The organism is Caulobacter sp. GW821-FHT11E10, assembly GCF_058808375.1.
The window spans coordinates 213,461-228,992 of sequence record NZ_JBXARP010000006.1; the positions used below are offsets into that span (position 1 = coordinate 213,461).

General features: G+C 67.1%; 19 protein-coding genes and 1 tRNA gene. 2 read left to right on the forward strand and 18 right to left on the reverse strand.

All coding sequences use genetic code 11. From position 1 onward, the window contains the following. Window positions 1-11 precede the first annotated feature (11 nt). The 7 genes from AC1RRV_RS14205 to AC1RRV_RS14235 all read right to left on the reverse strand — a co-directional run bounded on the left by AC1RRV_RS14205 (window position 12) and on the right by AC1RRV_RS14235 (window position 4,234). Entirely contained in the window at window positions 12-473 is a 462-nt protein-coding gene (locus AC1RRV_RS14205) for a phage tail assembly chaperone (RefSeq protein WP_492860302.1), read from the reverse strand. Further along, window positions 359-802, reverse strand: coding sequence for a hypothetical protein (locus tag AC1RRV_RS14210; protein ID WP_492860303.1), 444 nt, complete (start codon window positions 800-802; stop codon window positions 359-361). The genes AC1RRV_RS14205 and AC1RRV_RS14210 overlap by 115 nt, the downstream gene beginning before the upstream one ends. Before the next feature lie 85 nt (window positions 803-887). After that, window positions 888-2,102, reverse strand: a complete 1,215-nt coding sequence (locus AC1RRV_RS14215) for a phage tail tube protein (RefSeq protein WP_492860304.1) — start codon at window positions 2,100-2,102, stop codon at window positions 888-890. Between the two features lie 81 nt (window positions 2,103-2,183). After that, window positions 2,184-2,588, reverse strand: coding sequence for a phage tail terminator-like protein (locus tag AC1RRV_RS14220; protein ID WP_492860305.1), 405 nt, complete (start codon window positions 2,586-2,588; stop codon window positions 2,184-2,186). A 293-nt stretch (window positions 2,589-2,881) separates the two neighbouring features. Then, the gene (locus tag AC1RRV_RS14225) at window positions 2,882-3,628 is read right to left on the reverse strand and encodes a hypothetical protein (RefSeq protein ID WP_492860306.1); all 747 of its coding nucleotides are present in this window, start codon (window positions 3,626-3,628) and stop codon (window positions 2,882-2,884) included. After that, window positions 3,585-3,800 carry a hypothetical protein gene (locus AC1RRV_RS14230; RefSeq protein WP_492860307.1) on the reverse strand — a complete coding sequence of 72 codons (216 nt, stop codon included), beginning with the start codon at window positions 3,798-3,800 and terminating at the stop codon, window positions 3,585-3,587. Before AC1RRV_RS14230 ends, AC1RRV_RS14225 begins: the two co-directional genes overlap by 44 nt. Further along, the gene (locus tag AC1RRV_RS14235) at window positions 3,797-4,234 is read right to left on the reverse strand and encodes a hypothetical protein (protein WP_492860308.1); all 438 of its coding nucleotides are present in this window, start codon (window positions 4,232-4,234) and stop codon (window positions 3,797-3,799) included. Before AC1RRV_RS14235 ends, AC1RRV_RS14230 begins: the two co-directional genes overlap by 4 nt. Before the next feature lie 177 nt (window positions 4,235-4,411). Between AC1RRV_RS14235 and AC1RRV_RS14240 the strand changes: the two genes are divergently transcribed. Continuing rightward, the gene (locus tag AC1RRV_RS14240; RefSeq protein ID WP_492860309.1) at window positions 4,412-4,756 is read left to right on the forward strand and encodes a helix-turn-helix domain-containing protein; all 345 of its coding nucleotides are present in this window, start codon (window positions 4,412-4,414) and stop codon (window positions 4,754-4,756) included. 7 nt (window positions 4,757-4,763) lie between these two features. Here the strand turns inward: AC1RRV_RS14240 and AC1RRV_RS14245 are convergent, their stop codons facing one another. Together AC1RRV_RS14245 and AC1RRV_RS14250 are read right to left on the reverse strand one after the other, a co-directional pair. Then, window positions 4,764-5,024 (reverse strand): hypothetical protein, encoded by a 261-nt coding sequence (locus AC1RRV_RS14245; RefSeq protein ID WP_492860310.1) that lies wholly within the window; start codon window positions 5,022-5,024, stop codon window positions 4,764-4,766. A 164-nt stretch (window positions 5,025-5,188) separates the two neighbouring features. Next, window positions 5,189-5,264, reverse strand: a tRNA-Ile gene (locus tag AC1RRV_RS14250). A gap of 147 nt (window positions 5,265-5,411) precedes the next feature. Between AC1RRV_RS14250 and AC1RRV_RS14255 the strand changes: the two genes are divergently transcribed. Next, the gene (locus AC1RRV_RS14255) at window positions 5,412-6,173 is read left to right on the forward strand and encodes an SIMPL domain-containing protein (RefSeq protein ID WP_492860311.1); all 762 of its coding nucleotides are present in this window, start codon (window positions 5,412-5,414) and stop codon (window positions 6,171-6,173) included. A 61-nt stretch (window positions 6,174-6,234) separates the two neighbouring features. Here the strand turns inward: AC1RRV_RS14255 and AC1RRV_RS14260 are convergent, their stop codons facing one another. From AC1RRV_RS14260 to gor, 9 genes are all read right to left on the reverse strand, one after another. Next, window positions 6,235-6,714, reverse strand: a complete 480-nt coding sequence (locus AC1RRV_RS14260) for a hypothetical protein (RefSeq protein WP_492860313.1) — start codon at window positions 6,712-6,714, stop codon at window positions 6,235-6,237. Then, the gene (gene panD, locus AC1RRV_RS14265; protein WP_492860314.1) at window positions 6,714-7,070 is read right to left on the reverse strand and encodes an aspartate 1-decarboxylase; all 357 of its coding nucleotides are present in this window, start codon (window positions 7,068-7,070) and stop codon (window positions 6,714-6,716) included. The genes AC1RRV_RS14260 and panD overlap by 1 nt, the downstream gene beginning before the upstream one ends. A 163-nt stretch (window positions 7,071-7,233) precedes the next feature. Next, complete coding sequence (locus AC1RRV_RS14270) at window positions 7,234-7,536, reverse strand: winged helix-turn-helix domain-containing protein (RefSeq protein WP_492860315.1); 303 nt, start codon at window positions 7,534-7,536, stop codon at window positions 7,234-7,236. A 10-nt stretch (window positions 7,537-7,546) separates the two neighbouring features. Continuing rightward, complete coding sequence (locus AC1RRV_RS14275; RefSeq protein ID WP_492860316.1) at window positions 7,547-8,167, reverse strand: hypothetical protein; 621 nt, start codon at window positions 8,165-8,167, stop codon at window positions 7,547-7,549. Between the two features lie 237 nt (window positions 8,168-8,404). Continuing rightward, window positions 8,405-10,195, reverse strand: a complete 1,791-nt coding sequence (locus AC1RRV_RS14280; protein WP_492860317.1) for a long-chain-acyl-CoA synthetase — start codon at window positions 10,193-10,195, stop codon at window positions 8,405-8,407. 87 nt (window positions 10,196-10,282) lie between these two features. Next, on the reverse strand, window positions 10,283-11,212 hold the full coding sequence (locus AC1RRV_RS14285; RefSeq protein WP_492860318.1) for an aspartyl protease family protein: 930 nt from the start codon (window positions 11,210-11,212) through the stop codon (window positions 10,283-10,285). A gap of 194 nt (window positions 11,213-11,406) precedes the next feature. Further along, window positions 11,407-12,783 carry a class II 3-deoxy-7-phosphoheptulonate synthase gene (locus AC1RRV_RS14290; protein ID WP_492860319.1) on the reverse strand — a complete coding sequence of 459 codons (1,377 nt, stop codon included), beginning with the start codon at window positions 12,781-12,783 and terminating at the stop codon, window positions 11,407-11,409. Between the two features lie 114 nt (window positions 12,784-12,897). Beyond that, window positions 12,898-14,133: an O-antigen ligase family protein gene (locus tag AC1RRV_RS14295; protein WP_492860320.1), complete on the reverse strand. Its 1,236-nt coding sequence runs from the start codon at window positions 14,131-14,133 to the stop codon at window positions 12,898-12,900. Then, a complete protein-coding gene (gor, locus tag AC1RRV_RS14300) occupies window positions 14,130-15,530 on the reverse strand; it encodes a glutathione-disulfide reductase (RefSeq protein ID WP_492860321.1) in 1,401 nt (466 codons plus the stop codon). Before gor ends, AC1RRV_RS14295 begins: the two co-directional genes overlap by 4 nt. Between the last annotated feature and the right edge of the window lie 2 nt (window positions 15,531-15,532).

A 15,532-nucleotide genomic window follows, 5' to 3' on the forward strand; every position in this document is an offset into this window, starting at 1 on the left:
CCCGGAGGTGGTCAGCCGCCCTTGTCGGGGGCCGTCATCGTCAGAAGGTGTTCGGCGTCGAGGGCCATGATCGCCCGGCGCTCCCACGGCTTCAGCCGCACGCCCTCGTCGCGCTCCCAGGCCTGGATCTCCAGGCGCGAGAGGCGCGACGGGCCGAACCCGCCGCTCTGGCGGGTCTGGCTGAGGTCGGCGTACCAGCTCCACAGGTGGACCACGTGCGGCGACAGCGGCGGCGGGTGGGCGAGCCGCCAGGTCGCCTCGGCCTCGCCCTGTCGGGCCAGGCTTTCGAGGTGGGTCCTCAGCGGTTCGCCGTCGTCCTGTCGGACCGCGAGCTCGAACTGCTCGCGGCCGAAGGCGATCAGGCCGCGGACTTCGTCGGCATAAAATTTCCGAGGTTGTTCGACGCCGTGGTGATCTGTTCGGCGATCTCGGAATTGCGGCTGACCAGGCGGTAGGCGTTCTCGGCCGACCACTCCTGCTTGATGCCGCGCCAGCCGACCAGGCGGACGGCGGTCAGGCGGTGGCCGAAGGCGATGTCGTCCTCGATCGGGGTGAAGGCCTCGGCCTGGGTGTTGTTGCGCGAGGTGACCGAGGCGGCCAGGGCCTGCTTCTTGCGGCGGTCGTTGACGAGGCGGTTGACCTCGGACTGCACCTTCTCGGACTGGCTGCCCAGCACGAACAGGAAGACGCCGGAGCCGGAGCCGTCGGCGCGCAGATACTCGATCTCGAAGGCGCTATCACCGGCGGCGACGGCGTCGAGGTCGTTGAGGTCGAACAGGGTGTCGATCGAGGTCTTGGTCATGGGTCGGTCCTTGGAAAAGGACGGCCGGGCGCGACCCGGCCGTTGAGTTGAGGGAAATCGGGAGGCGGTGAAGGACGGCGGGCGGCTAGGCCGCGCTGTCCTGGATGGCGAGGATGGTCTGGTCGGTGGCCAGGGCCGCGCCGCCGGCGCCGTTGATCTGGGCCGTGAACGGATAGGTCCGGATCACCGCCTTCTCGCCGTCGTCGGGGGTGTCGCCGGTCAGCTTGATCATCGGCAGGTTGATGACCACGAAGTCGGCGTTGGCCGTGGCGTCCTCGGTCACCGCCAGCACCAGCGAGGTGGTCGAGCGGCCTTCGAAGATCGTCTGCAGGGTCACGCCGTCGAACTTGGCCGTGAACGAGCCCGATACGGCCACGCGGCCGCGCTGGATGTCGTCGACCACGTTCGAGCCCACCACGGCGTCGCTATGGGCCGTGTTGCCGTTGATGGTCACCTGGGCGCCGGTGACGTTGGCGACCGGCGCGCCGTTGACCAGGATCACGCCGTTGACCGCCGTCAGGATGTCGGTGGCGGTCTCGGCGGTCGGCGAGGTCAGCACCTGGGCGGCGCCCAGGGTGCGGGTGCGGCCGACGCTGTCCAGGCTGATCGTGGCGTTGCCGGTGGCCGGCAGGTTCAGCGCGGCCTGGCCGATCTGCTGGTCGGCGTAGGTTTCCGAGCGACCCAGGTCCGGATACCACTCCTCGAAGGTGTAGTAGTCGTTGGTGTGGCCGCTGGTCGGGACCAGCGACTTCTTGCCGGCGACGGCGATCGTGGCGCTGGCGATCGGACCTTCGGCGACCATGGCCGAGCCGTTGACCACCTTCACCGTGGCGACCGTGGCCGTCAGGGCGACGACCAGCAGGTTCTTCTGGCTGTTGGCGACGTTGAACGTACCCGCCGTCAGGCGCACCACGTCGCCGACCTTGAAGCCGTCGGTCAGGTACGAACCGGCGGCGCGGGTCAGCGTCCAGTTCTGGCCCGAGGCGGCGATGGTGATCGAGGCGCCGGTCGCCGAGACACCGGCGGCCATGTCCTTGCGCAGCAGCGAGCCCAGCAGGGCCGAATAGCTGCCCGGCGACAGCAGGCTGTCGATCTTGCCGGACGGCTTGACCACGCCCATGCCGACGCCCGTGGACTGCTGGTGGCTGACGATCTCGTTGCTCTCGAAGGTGTCCGGCGGGGCTTGGAACACCGAGCTGGTGCGGCGGACGATCTGGCCGCCGGCGCCGGCGGCGGGAGCGCCGAGGCCGGTCTGCTTCTTGTAGACGGTCTTCTTGTTGATGCCCTGGGCGACTGCCATGGGGTCTTCTCCTGAGAAGTTATCGGGATGGGTGAAAGTCGGACGAGGCCCAGGGCTCGTCCCTTCGGGCGGAAACCGCCGTCAGCTGGTGACCGTGGCCAGGAACGGGACCTGGACGGGCACGACGTAGCGGTCGCCCTCCAGGATCGCGGCCAGGATGATGGGGGTGCGGGCGACCGTGGTGGTCAGGTCGTCGGCCGTGAAGGCCGCGCCGCGAGGGAAGGTGGCGCGCAGCAGCTCGATCCGAGCGGCCGCGTCGGTCGCGCCCTCGCCCTGCGGGTAGCAAAGCGCGACGACGAACATCCCGCCCTGCTGGAAGCCGCCGCCGTACTCGGTGTTGGCCGGCTCGGCGAACAGCATCGACACGCGCTGGTAGGGCGTGCCCGAGCTCGGCGTGTAGGTCGCGTTCTCCCAGGCCGTGTCGAGGGCGGGGGTCATCGCGGCCAGCGCCGTTTCCAGCGCCGCGCGGATCTTCAGCACGCTCATCGGCGGGCCGCCGAGGTCAAGACGCGCGGACGGGTCGCGGAAGCCATGCGGCTCCCATCGTCGGGGACGAGGGTCATGTCGGGAGGTCTCTGGATAAGGGGCGAGACGATGAACCCGTCCTTCGGCGAAGGACGGGTTCGCGAGTCGAACGGCCCGCAGGCTATTCGCGAGGGTTCAAAGTGTGCGGATTGCTATTTCAAAGTCTTCGGAGGTCGAAATCACCGCTGAAGGCGCATCTCCGAGAATGAAATCATTAAACCATCTACCTTCCGGTCGATCAAGATATTTGTTCTCTAAATGTTCTTGTTTTGACGATCGCGCGCGATCTGTTTGGCCAGAGCCACAAGAACATCGAGACCCTCGACCAAGACTTGCCTATTACGCTCGAAGGCCCGCCCTGAGCCCCAGACCGACAGGCTGGTCCCCTCGCCCGCCACCGAGCGGAGCAGTCGAAGGGCCATGGGCTTGTCGGTCAGCGACATGGCCACCGCGCGGTCGGCGCGGGCCACGAAATCCAGCATGCGGGCGCGCCTCAGCCGACCGGCCACGAAGCGGTCATTGTCGTGCCCGCCGCCTCGGCGCTCGAGACCTCCTGCGCCCAGATCGCGGCCCCGCGCCTCGAAACCCGCGCGATACAGCAGGCCGACGGCGTAGTGGGCGTCGGTGATGTGGCCGGCCTGGCGCAGGCTCCGCAAACCGTCGCGGCTGGAAATCCGCAGCGGGCCGCCATCGGTCTCGACCGTCTCCCCGCGAGCGCGGGCCAGGGCCAGGGTCTCGACCAGGCCTTGCCCCACACTAGCGGCCTCGGTGCGCGCCAGCTGGGCGCCGGCGATACGCAGCACGGCTTCGCGCGCGGCTTGGCGGGCGGCGGGACTGATCGCCAGGGCCGCCGCGCGGTCGGCGCGCGCCAGATCACGGATCTCGGTCGAGGTCAGCCCTTCGGGGCGGATGACTTGGATGGAAATGACGGTCCCCTTCTTCTGTATCGCAATGGCTTCAGCGTCCGAGCCGGACGCCGCGTCGGTTCTGGGCCAGGGCATGACGGCGAGCCTCGCCGGCGCAGACCTGGGAAACGAAATCATGGCCTTCGCTCTCGGCCAGCAGGCGGCCGGCGGCGCGGATGATCGCGCACAGCATCGGCTTGCGTGGTCCACAGGCGCGAACGGCTTGGTCGATGGCGCCTTCGGCGACCTCGTCCTGCAGGCCTGTCACCCGCCCTGCTCCGCCAGAACGCTTCGGCCGGCGGCGGTCAGGCCCACTCGACAGGGCCGTCCGCCCAGACGCTCCACGAGGCCGATCTGGCGGGCGGCCTGGGCGCGGTCGCTGCCGGCCGACAGACTGACGGCCATCTCGTCGGCCAGATCCGCCAGGGTCAGGGGACCGTCGGCCAAGGCCTCCAGCACGGCCAGAACCTTGGGGGCCACGACAGGCTCTTCCGGCGCCGCACCGCAGAGACGGGTGCGGATCCGCTCGGAAAGCGCATAGCGATCAGGGCGCGGATCACCCATCAGCAACGCGGTCAGCACCGCGCGCGGCGGCCGGCGATCGGCCTCGGTGCGACGCGCGACATAGGTCGGCATAGGAGCCGGCATACCGGCGTGAACAGGCGCATGACCGGCGGGACCGGTCGCGTGGAGCGGAATCATCTGAGCTTCCTGCGGCTAGGGCCGATGGGAGGGGGATCTGGCGGAAGGTCGCTGGGCTCGCGTCGCCGGGCGCAACTTTCCGAATATCCAATTTGTACCAAATACAAATTTGCATGGCAAGCAAATTTTGTGTTTAATGACCAGACATTCCACCTTCGCTTCCACTACGGGATTTGCATGACACCCGACCGGCAGGCCAAGGCGCAGCGGCGCGCGAAGACCTTCATCCGCGCCTGGCGCAAGCATCGCGACATGAACCTGGAGCAGGCCGTCGAACGCCTGGAGCTGGAGGTTGGTTATCCCTATTCGCTAGCCCAACTCTCGCGGGTCGAGCGCGGTGAGACCGGTTACTCCCAAGATCTGCTGGAAGCCCTGGCGACCATCTATCGCTGCGAGCCGGCCGACCTGATCATGCGCGACCCGGGCGCCTCGGAGGCCATCTGGTCGATCTGGGACCAACTGCAACCCGTACAGCGCCTCCAGTTGGTTGAAATCGGGCAAACCCTTAAAAAGGTAGGATAATATCGACTCATTCCAGCGCCAGGATTTCGCCCTGCCGCTCGATCAGTCGTGGCTTTTCCCAGAGTCCGGACAGGGGCTCGCCGCACACGCGATATAGAGCCACGCCCGAGGATCGGCGGGCCAGAATCTCCATTTCGCGCCGCGCATCCTCCTCGAAATAGCACTCCTTGACCTCGGTCGGCATGAGCGCTCCGCCCCGCCTCCCGAAGGCCTGCACGCAGAAACGCGTCACCGAAAACACGACAACCTCCGCCTTCAACGTCTCCACTCTGCACGCCTCCTTCGCGTGAGTCGATCGGTCGCGGCGGCGCATGCGTCCGAGTCTGACGTAGAGAAATTTTTGCATTTGGCACAAATATCGAGGCGGCAGTTGATTTTGTGCTGAGCGCAAACGAAAAGACGCTGCGCGAGAGTCGTCACGATGTGAGGGAGTGGTAGGCCTGGAGGGACTCGAACCCCCAACCAGACCGTTATGAGCGGTCGGCTCTAACCATTGAGCTACAGGCCCGCGCGAACACGAGAGCGTGCGGTGCGTCGGCGGATTAGCATGAGCCGAACGCGGCTTAAAGCTCCGGTTCAGGTTGGACCTGTCACCAGGGAGCCCTAACTGTTCGGGACGCTTCCCCCTGCCCCGAACGGTCCTGGAGAAAAGTACATGACCAACACCGCTCGCCGCCCCGCTCGCGCCCTGACCGCCTACGCCCTGCCCGCCTTGATCGGCGGCGCGCTGCTGATGGGCGCGGCCGCCCCGGCCCTGGCCCAGACGAGCGCCGACGCCGCGTTCAAGGCCACGACCTTCAACCTGTCGGCCTATGGCGAAACCCACGTCGCCCCGGACATCGCCACCATCAATCTGGGCGTCCAGACCGAGGCGACCACCGCCGCCGCCGCCCTCAGGGCCAATGGCGAACGCATGAACCTGGTGATGGCCGCCCTGAAAAAGGCCGGCATCGCCGAGCGCGACATCCAGACCTCGAACCTGAGCATCAACGCCCAGTACGTCTACGAGCAGAACCAGCCGCCCCGGCTGACCGGCTACCAGGCCTCGAACCAGGTGACGATCACGGTGCGGGACCTGACCAAGCTGGGCCAGGCGGTCGACGCGACGGTCAATGCCGGCGCCAACACGGTCAACGGTGTCAGCTTCGGCCTCGCCGATCCGCGGGCTGCCGAGGACGCCGCGCGCCTGGAAGCGGTGAAGGCCCTGCAGGCCAAGGCCGAGCTCTATGGCCGCGCCACGGGCTACAAGGCCGTGCGCCTGGTCAATCTGAGCGAAGGCGGCGGCTACGCCCCCGCTCCGCCCCCGATGCCGATGTACGCCATGGCCAAGCGCGAAATGTCGGACGCGACCAACATCGCCGCCGGCGAGCTGAAGGTCCGGGTGGACGTCAGCGCCGTCTACGAAGCCGCCAAGTAGGCTGAGACTGGAACGAAAAAGCCGCCGCCGGGACGTCCGGCGGCGGCTTTGATTTTCACGGCTAGAAGCCGGCCTTCTTGAAGGCCCGCTCGACCCGATCCTTGATCTCGAGACCCGGCAGGGCTCGATCGCCCTCCATGACCGCCACATAGGTCAGGTTGCGGGCCGGCTTGCCTTCGCCGGTCGGCACCGGACCGATCGCCCAGCCCACGGTGTTGGCCGCGGCGGCCGGGCTAGGACAGCTGACGAAGCGGGCCGGCTTGCCCAGATTGGCTTTCAGCAGCGCCTCGGCCGTCGTCTCGCCGCCCTCGCAATTGGGCAGGGTGCGCGCGCAGGTGACATAGCCCCCGCCGCGCCAGATCAGCTTGCCGTCGGCGTTGGCGATCACCACGCAGGTCGAGGGCGAACCGATCGAGCGCCCGACCGCCTGGGTCAGCGTGCTTTCATCGATATCCGAGGGCAGCTTCGGGGCGCAGGCCGACAGGCCAGCCGCGGCGAGAACGACGAGCGCGCCTTGCCGCATCCACGGGCGCGGCGTCATCAGGCCGCCTTCTTGATCAGGTTGCCTTCGTCCAGCAACACCACGGTCGGGGCGTAGTTGCGCGCCTCCTCGGCCGGCATCTGGCAATAGGTGACGACGATCACCAGGTCGTTCTTCTGCACCAGGCGGGCGGCGGCGCCATTGACGCCGATGACCTTCGAGCCGCGCGGGGCCTCGATGGCGTAGGTGGTGAAGCGCGCGCCGTTGGTGATGTTCAGCACGTCGACCTGCTCGTTCGGCAGGATGCCCGAGGCGTCCAGCAGGTCGCGGTCGATGGCGATCGAACCCTCATAGTCGAGGTCGGCCTGGGTCACCGTGGCGCGGTGCAGCTTGGCCTTCAGCATGGTGAGCATCATGGCGGGGAAATCTATCCCTTTGAATTAGAGAGGATATTCCGGACCGCCACACACAGGGCCCGCAAGTCAGGTCCGCCATATAGCCACGAACCCGCGAGGGTTCAATCGCACTGCAACATGACGTGACGGAAGGCCTTCGCCGCTCGCGGGGCGGATCAGGACTTCACGGCCGCCCCTCGACCAGCTTGGCGATGGCGTCGAGATAGGCGGCGAAGGCCTCGCGTCCCGCCTCGGTGAGCGTCACCTGGGTCAGGGGCTTGCGGCCGACGAAGCTCTTGGCGATCGCCACATAGCCGGCCTCCTCCAGCTTGCGCAGGTGGACCGACAGGTTGCCGTCGGTCAGGTACAGCTTGGCCTTCAGGGTGTTGAAGTCGGCGCCGCCCGCGCTGGTCAGATAGGCCATGACGCCCAGCCGCACGCGGCCGTGGATCACCTCGTCCAGACGATCGATCTCGAACGCGTCCACGCCAGTCCTCTCAGCCGCCCGAAGGCTCCTGGCGCATCAGCGCCAGGCCCGGGACGAAGGCCAGCAGGAACAGGGCCGCGGCATAGGCCAGCCAGACCGTGGTGGAGCCGATCAGCAGCCCCATGGCGATCGCCGCGGCGAATGAGGCCAGCGCCACCGCGCGGATCCAGGCCAGCTTCGACACCGACGCCGCCACCCACCAGGCCGCGCCGTACAGCACCAGGATGATCGAGGGCGCGAAGCCGATCAGCAGGCCGGTGCGGGCCTTCCAGCTGGCCACGGCGACGGCGGTCATCAGGACAAAGCAGCCCACGCCCACCGCCGTCCAGACGTCGCGGCTGGCGCGGTTGGTGTGAGAGCTCATGCCCGGCTTGCCCGCCAGACGACGGACCAGCATCGCCTGAAGGGTCAGATGCACGGCCCCCGCCACCGCCCACACGCCGAAGACCGACACGGGCGGCACGGCGACGATCCTCGCCAGGATCAGCCATTGCACCAGGCTGGCCAGGCCGTAGCAGGCCCCGGCCGCCGCCAGCAGCGATCCGCCCAGCAGGGGCGTGCGCCGACCGTCCTCGGCCAGGGCGCGCAGGAAGGCCAGGTCGTCGCGAATGGCTTTGACGTCTTCGGTCACGGCGAATCCTCCGTCGGGAGCCGCGTCACTTTGCGACGTAAAGCGCGGAGAGCAAAGCGTCAGAAACGGAACCCAGTCGAGCTCCCCCTTCCCGTCATCCTGGCCGTAGCGAAGCGAAGAGCCGGGACCTAGGGGCCACCGCACCGCGCCGGCCCCCTGGGTCCCGGATAGCCTCTGCGAGGCTTCCGGGATGACGAGGAATTTGTGCATCTACGGGGCGTGATCGCCCATCAAGCGCTAGAGCTTGAAACCGCCCGCCTCGATCTTGGCGTACACGGCCTTGGTGATCTTCACATAGCCCTTGGCCGGATCGCGGAAGTACAGCGGATCCTTGGTCTTGGTCGGGTCGAAGCCGTCGGTGACCAGGTCGATCTTGCGGTACTTGAACGTGCCGGTGGTCTCGATCGCCTTCTGCAGGCGCACGAACAGCGGGCGCGCATAGCTGGGCAGGTGCTCGTCGACGTGCTTGCCGAAGGCGGCCATGTCGAACTCGCCCTCGGTGACCAGGGCGGCCATGCCGGCCTTGCCATCCAGGTCGCCGACCTTGACGCCGTAGACGTTGATCTCCTGGACGCCCTCGAAGCCGGCCAGGCGCTCGGCGACCTCGGACGTGGCGACGTTCTCGCCCTTCCAGCGGAAGGTGTCGCCGATGCGGTCGACGAAATAGATGTAGCCGTCGTGGTCGACCTTCATCAGGTCGCCGGTGCGGAACCAGGCGTCGCCCTTCTGGAAGACGTCGTGCAGCACCTTCTTCTCGGTGGCGGCCTTGTCGGCGTAGCCGGTGTAGTTCGAGCGTGCGTCGCTGCCGATGTGTCCGATGCACTCGCCGACCTCGCCCGGCGCGACCTCGATGCAGTTGCCGTTGACGCCGCGCACCGGCGTCTCGTTCTCGACGTCGAACTTGACGATCCGGATGTTGAATTTCTTCTTCAGATAGCTCGGGAGCCGGCCGATCGCGCCGCGCTTGCCGTCGAAGTTGAACAGCGAGACGTTGCCTTCGGTGGCGCCATAGAACTCCAGCACCTCGCCGACCTTGAAGCGGTCGATCATGTCGTTCCAGACGTCGGGGCGCAGGCCGTTGCCGAAGATCAGGCGGAGCTTGTGGGCGCGTTCCAGCTCGTGCTCGGGCTGGTTGGCGAGGTAGCGGCACAGCTCGCCGATATAGACGAACATCGTGCAGTTCTCGTTCACGACGTCCGGCCAGAAATGGGTCGCGGAGAACTTCTTGCGCAGCAGGACCGAGCCGCCGTTCAGCAGCGCCGCGCCCAGGGCGCAGAGGCCGCCGGTGGCGTGGTACAGCGGCAGGGTGACGTAGATGCGGTCGCTCAAATTGGCGCCGGTCGAACCGGCGAAGCCGCGCATGTAGAGCTGGGCGCGCATGTGGGTGATGCGCGCGGCCTTGGGCAGGCCCGTGGTGCCGCTGGTGAAGATGTAGAGCGCCGTTTCCTTGGCGGTGATGCCGTCGCGGGCCGTCTCGCGGTCGGGGCGCAGCTGGCTGCAGCTCTTCAGCGCCTTGACCAGATCGCGCTGCTCGCCTTGGACCGGCCCCAGCACCCACTGGTTCATGTGGCGATCCAGCTGGCCCTTCACGTCCTCGAAACAGGGCGAGGTCTCGGCGTCGACGATGCAGTGCATGGCCTGGGAGATGTTCAGGCAATGCGCCAGCGCCGCGCCGGTCAGCTGGTTGTTGATCAAGGCGGTGGACACCCCGACCTTGGTCAGGCCGTACCAGATAGCCAGGTATTCCAGGCGGTTCGGCATGAACAGCGCCACGGTCTGGCCGCGCGTCAGTCCAAGCCCCTTGGCCCAGTGGGCATAGCGGTTGGCGATGGCGTCCAGCTCGGCGTAGCTGACTGTCCTCCCCTCGAAGGTGATCGCCGGGCGATCACGCCACTTGTCGACGGCGGCCTCGAGGTCGTCGCAGATCAGGTTGGGGCTGTCGGGAGCAATGGACTTCACGCGCTTGAGCGTCCGGGTCAGGCCCTTCAGGAAACGAATTTCCCGCTTAATCTTCTGACGCAAACGCATTCGGCTCTCCCTTGAAACAACCATTGGAGAGCCCCGCCCAGCCGGTCAAGACGCCGAGTGTTGCAACGCAAACCTTACGGGGTTCGATCAGTCGACACCGCTCCAGGAAGACCCGGAAACCTTGAAGCGGACTTCGCCGGCCTTCATGTCCATGGCGACGCTCTCGAAATTCTGGAGGATGTCGGAGCCGATCAGGATGGCGGGCTCGGCATGCATGCCCCAGAAGTCGAAGGTGTGGATCGGACCGATCACCATCGGCACGCGGCGCAAGATGACCTTGCCCAGGGTGAGGCTGCTCATGGTCACCAGCCGGCCGGACAACACCTGTCCCGTCACGCTGCGCAATTCGGTGTCGGTGATCGGACCGACCAGCGAGTTGCGCGCCTGAGCCTCCTGCAGGAAGGCCAGGTTGCCGACCGTGGTGGTCGAACCGCTGTCGACGAAGGCGATGATCCGCCGACTGGGCATGAAGGCGTCGATCAGGGTCAGGCCGCTCTTTTGGACGCGCGCCTTGACCACGAAAGTCATGGGGTCGAGCACTGGCAGACCCTCGCCGACCGTCATGCGCCGTCGCTTGAAGTCCAGCAGCAGGCTGGCGCGACCCAGCCACTCCAGCCCCAATATGCCGTCGACGTTCAGGCTCGCGCGGGGCAGCACGGACAGGGTCATCCGCTGGCGCGCGCGTCGGCCGACGACGAGACTATCCACGACCACGGTGTCGACGCTCTGGGCGCCCGCGATGCCGTGCATCTCATTGCGGGGGCCGCGCGGCAGGCCCAGCTGGTCGGCCACCTCGGCGGCGATCACCGAGCTGTTGGCGCCGGTGTCGATCATGAAGTCGAACGGCCCCTGGCCATTGACCATGGTCTTGGCCGTCAGGCGCCGGGCCTTGTCGAGATAACGGAGCGAATCCGGAGACGGCGGCGGCGCCTGCTGTCCCCACGCGGCGGCCGGCGCGAGCGCCGTGGCGGCCAAAGACCCGATCAGTGTGCGACGCTGTACGCCTGATGCGCCCATTCACGTCCTCCCCATGGAGAGGACGCTATACGGACCGGCGAACCCGCGCCAGAGAGCGACGTTTCGCCGTGCGACAAACCTAGCCGAGCGTGGCAGCCGAAAGTGTGAGCGGTTTCGGCGCCCGCCACGCTCTAACTTTGGAAGGGCGAGCCTGTTTTATCCATTTCGGATGGAACATCCGAAATGGACAGGCTCTAGCCGGCGAGACGACGCTGGTCGTCGCGGGCCGATTTCAGCTTCTCGGCCACCAGGAAGGCCAGCTCCAGGGCCTGTTCACCGTTCAGCCGCGGGTCGCAATGGGTGTGATAGCGATCGGCGAGGTCCGTCTCCGACACCGCGCGGGCGCCGCCCAGGCATTCGGTGACGTTCTGGCCGGTCATTTCCAGGTGGACGCCGCCCGGATGGACGCCCTCGGCCTGGGCGATCTCCACGAAGCTTTTCACTTCCGACAGGATGCGGTCGAACGGACGGGTCTTGTAGCCGGTCGAAGCCTTCAGAGTGTTGCCGTGCATCGGGTCCGTGGCCCAGACGACCGAGCGGCCGGCGGCCTTGGTCGCCTTCATCAGGCGCGGCAGGCGGTCGGCGATCTTGTCCGAACCGAAACGGCCGTACAGCGTCAGGCGGCCCGGCTCGTTGTTCGGGTTCAGGACGTCGATCAGACGCAGGAGGTCGTCGCCCTCCATGGTCGGGCCACACTTCAAACCGATCGGGTTCTTCACGCCCTTCATGAACTCGATGTGCGCGCCGTCCAGCTGACGGGTGCGCTCGCCGATCCACAGCAGGTGGGCGCTGGTGTCGTACCAGTCGCCCGAGGTGCTATCGACGCGGGTCATGGCTTCCTCGAAGCCCAGCAGCAGGGCCTCGTGGCTGGTGAAGAACTCCACCCGGCGCAGGTCGGGCTGGGTGTCGGGGGTAACGCCGACGGCCGACATGAAGGTCAGGGCTTCGCTGATCTTTTCCGACAGCTCGCGGTAACGCGCGCCCTGCGGGCTGTCGCCCACGAAGCCCAGGGTCCAGCGGTGGATGTTGTAGAGGTCGGCATAGCCGCCGCTGGCGAAGGCGCGCAGCAGGTTCAGGGTCGCGGCCGACTGGCCATAGGCCTTCAGCAGGCGGTCCGGATCAGGCTGTCGCTCGTCGTTGGTGAAGTCCATGCCGTTGATGATGTCGCCGCGATACGACGGCAGGGTCACGTCGCCGATCGTCTCGATCGGCTCCGAGCGCGGCTTGGCGAACTGACCGGCGATGCGGCCGACCTTCACCACCGGCTTGCCGCCGGCGAAGGTCAGCACCACCGCCATCTGCAGGATCAGGCGGAAGGTGTCGCGGATATTGTCCGCGTGGAATTCCTTGAAGCTCTCGGCGCAGTCGCCCCCCTGCAGCAGGAAGGCTCGGCCTTCGGCGACTTCACCCAGCAGGCTCTTCAGGCGGCGCGCCTCGCCGGCGAACACCAGCGGCGGCATCTGGCGAAGCGTCTGCTCGACCCGTTCCACCGCGCTCGCGTCCGGATAATCGGACGGGATGTGCTTGGCGGGTTTCGCTCTCCAGGTGGCGGGCGTCCAACGGGCGGTCATGACAAAGGCTCGATAACTGCAAAGGGCGGCGTAGATACCGCGATTGGAATAAAAAGGCAAAATCGTGCGGCTGAACACCGCCGATCCGCCAAAGCGGGAAAAGTCGTTGTCGCGCTACCGCTGTGGAGCGCTGGATTTTTGCGCAACGGCGCAGGCGATGGCGGCGATCGCGCCGAGGGCCAGCCACCATTCCTGCCAGACCCCAAAGCTCAGGCCGCCGATCACCAGATAGGAAACCAGGGCCGCGGCCGCCATGGCCCCGTCCCGCCGGTTCTCGCCGGTCCAGGCCACGATGCGGTAGACGATCCAGGCGAAGAAGGCCGCCGCCAGCGAGGCGCCGACCGATCCCAGTTCCAGCCACAGCTGCAGGGCCGCGTTGTGGGTGTGCAGGGGGATGGCGGTTCCGAACGTCCGGCTGGCGTCGATCCCCCAGCCGCGCAGGGCGTGCTCGACGATCTGGTTGGCGGTGAAGGCCCAGATGTTCAGGCGATGGTCCCATGACGGCGGGGCGATCACGTGCAGCCAGGCGAACAGGCCCGAGCGCACGCCCCACAGCACCGCCATGGGCGCGAAGATGAACGGCGCGACGACGATGGGAATGAGGGCGCGGGCGAAGGGTTTTCCGATCACGCGCACGCCCAGCCAGGTCAATCCGCCCAGCACCAGGGCCGCGATCGGCGCGTCGGCCCCGGTGAAATGCGCGGCCAGGACCGTGCAGAGCGCGATCAGGGCGATCAGCAAGTTGCGTCCCTGGAACTTCCAGGCGTCGAGTATCCGGGCGCAGGGCCAGAACAGCAGGACCAGCGGATAGGTCGCCTGCGAGACCTTCACCAAGGCCTGGTCCGGACGGATCGGCTCTTCGGTCAGGTTGTGCAGAACCTGGTAGATCGCCGCCCGCAGCACGCCGTCCAGGAAGCTGACGACGGCCAGCAGCACCACGCCCGCCAGCAGCACCCTGCCGCTCAGCCGGGCCGAACGCTGTGACATCCCGCCAAGCGCGACCACGGCCGCGCCATAGAAGCCCAGCTGCATCACGAGCTTGATCGCCGTGAATTTCTCGACGTCGCCGTCGCGACGCAGGTCGACGAGGTGCGGCGCCGCCGGGCTCCAGGTCAGGCTGATCAGCGCCCACAGCACCAGCAGCAGCAGGGAGAACATCGGCAGCAGCGGCGGGCGCGAGCGCGCCAGGGCCGGCATGCTCAACAAGCCGACCAAGGTGACCAGTCCCGCGAACCAGTTCGGGATCAGATAGCCGATCAGCGGCGTCATCACCGCCATGAAGACGGCGAGCGCGCCCAGCCACCGCGTCCGTCGTTCCGGAGCGTCCGCCAAGGAGCCCGTCTGCGTCATCCAATCCCGCCGACTTCGACCGGGACGTACTTCTCACGCATCGTGACCAGTTCCTCGGCCAAGGTCGGATGGACCGCGCAGGTCGAGTCCCACTGCGGCTTGGTCACGCCCATCTTCACGGCGATGGCGGCCATCTGGATGATCTCGGGCGAGTCCGGCCCCACCACATGGACGCCGACCACCTTCTGGTCGTCCGGCTTGACCACCAGCTTGATCAGGCACCGCTCCTGGCCGCCATAAAAGGTGACCTTCATCGGACGGAACACCGAGCGGTAGATATCGACCTTGCCGAACGCCTGACGGGCTTCGGCTTCGCTCATGCCGACCGCGCCGACCGGCGGCTGCGAGAACACCGCCGAGGCGACCATGTCGTGGTCGAAGGTGGTGGGGTTGTCGTAGAACTCGGTCTGGGCGAAGGCCGCGCCCTCGCGGATCGCGACCGGCGTCAGATTGATGCGGTCGGTGACGTCGCCCACGGCCCAGACGCTGGCGACATTGGTCTTGGAGTGCTTGTCGACCGCGATCGCGCCGCGCTCGTTCAATTTCACGCCGGCCTTCTCCAGGCCGAGGCCCTGGACATAGGGCTCGCGGCCGGTGGCGAACATCACCGCCTCCGTCTCGAAAGTCAGGTCGTTGGTCAGGGTGCTGACCAGCGTGCCATCGTCGGCCTTCTCGATGCTCTTGTGCGAGCAACCCAGCACCACCTTGATGCCGCGCTTTTCCAGCTCGTCGGCCAGGTGCGAGCGGACGTCGTCGTCGAAGCCGCGCAGGATGTTGGCACCGCGATAGAGCAGCGTGGTCTCGACACCCAGGCCGTTGAAGATCCCGGCGAACTCGACGGCGATATAGCCGCCGCCGACGATCAGGATGCTCTTGGGCAGCGTCGGGATGTGGAAGGCCTCGTCCGAGGTGATGCCGAATTCCGCGCCCGGGAAGTCGGGCTTCACGGGGCGGCCGCCGGTGGCGATCAGGATCTTCTTGGCGGTGTAGGTCCCCCCGTCCTTGCTACCCTCCTTGGGCAGCACCTCGACGGTGTGGGCGTCGACGATCTGGGCGCGGCCGTGCAGCAGGTGCGCGCCGGCCTTCTGGAGGTTCGTCACATAGATCCCCGACAGGCGGGCGATCTCGACATCCTTGTCGTGCAGGAAGGTCTTCCAGTCGAACTTGGCGCCCTCGACGGTCCAGCCGTAGCCCTTGGCCGTCTTCAGCTGGCTGGTGACCTCGCTGGCATAGACCATGAACTTCTTGGGCACGCAGCCGCGCACCACGCAGGTGCCGCCGACCCGATACTCCTCGGCCACGGCCACCTTGGCGCCGCTCATCGCCGCCAGCCGCCCTGCGCGCACGCCGCCCGAGCCGGCGCCGATGACGAAGAGATCGAAGTCGTAGTCAGCCACGG

Excerpts from the sequence above, each read along its gene's own strand:
- AC1RRV_RS14210 (WP_492860303.1), bottom strand. The coding sequence starts at position 802 with ATGACCAAGACCTCGATCGACACCCTGTTCGACCTCAACGACCTCGAC.
- AC1RRV_RS14225 (WP_492860306.1), bottom strand. The coding sequence starts at position 3,628 with ATGCCCTGGCCCAGAACCGACGCGGCGTCCGGCTCGGACGCTGAAGCC.
- AC1RRV_RS14280 (WP_492860317.1), bottom strand. The coding sequence starts at position 10,195 with ATGCGTTTGCGTCAGAAGATTAAGCGGGAAATTCGTTTCCTGAAGGGC.
- AC1RRV_RS14215 (WP_492860304.1), bottom strand. The coding sequence starts at position 2,102 with ATGGCAGTCGCCCAGGGCATCAACAAGAAGACCGTCTACAAGAAGCAG.
- AC1RRV_RS14240 (WP_492860309.1), top strand. The coding sequence starts at position 4,412 with ATGACACCCGACCGGCAGGCCAAGGCGCAGCGGCGCGCGAAGACCTTC.
- AC1RRV_RS14255 (WP_492860311.1), top strand. The coding sequence starts at position 5,412 with ATGACCAACACCGCTCGCCGCCCCGCTCGCGCCCTGACCGCCTACGCC.
- AC1RRV_RS14260 (WP_492860313.1), bottom strand. The coding sequence starts at position 6,714 with ATGACGCCGCGCCCGTGGATGCGGCAAGGCGCGCTCGTCGTTCTCGCC.
- AC1RRV_RS14220 (WP_492860305.1), bottom strand. The coding sequence starts at position 2,588 with ATGAGCGTGCTGAAGATCCGCGCGGCGCTGGAAACGGCGCTGGCCGCG.
- panD (WP_492860314.1), bottom strand. The coding sequence starts at position 7,070 with ATGATGCTCACCATGCTGAAGGCCAAGCTGCACCGCGCCACGGTGACC.
- AC1RRV_RS14295 (WP_492860320.1), bottom strand. The coding sequence starts at position 14,133 with ATGACGCAGACGGGCTCCTTGGCGGACGCTCCGGAACGACGGACGCGG.
- AC1RRV_RS14235 (WP_492860308.1), bottom strand. The coding sequence starts at position 4,234 with ATGATTCCGCTCCACGCGACCGGTCCCGCCGGTCATGCGCCTGTTCAC.
- AC1RRV_RS14290 (WP_492860319.1), bottom strand. The coding sequence starts at position 12,783 with ATGACCGCCCGTTGGACGCCCGCCACCTGGAGAGCGAAACCCGCCAAG.
- AC1RRV_RS14285 (WP_492860318.1), bottom strand. The coding sequence starts at position 11,212 with ATGGGCGCATCAGGCGTACAGCGTCGCACACTGATCGGGTCTTTGGCC.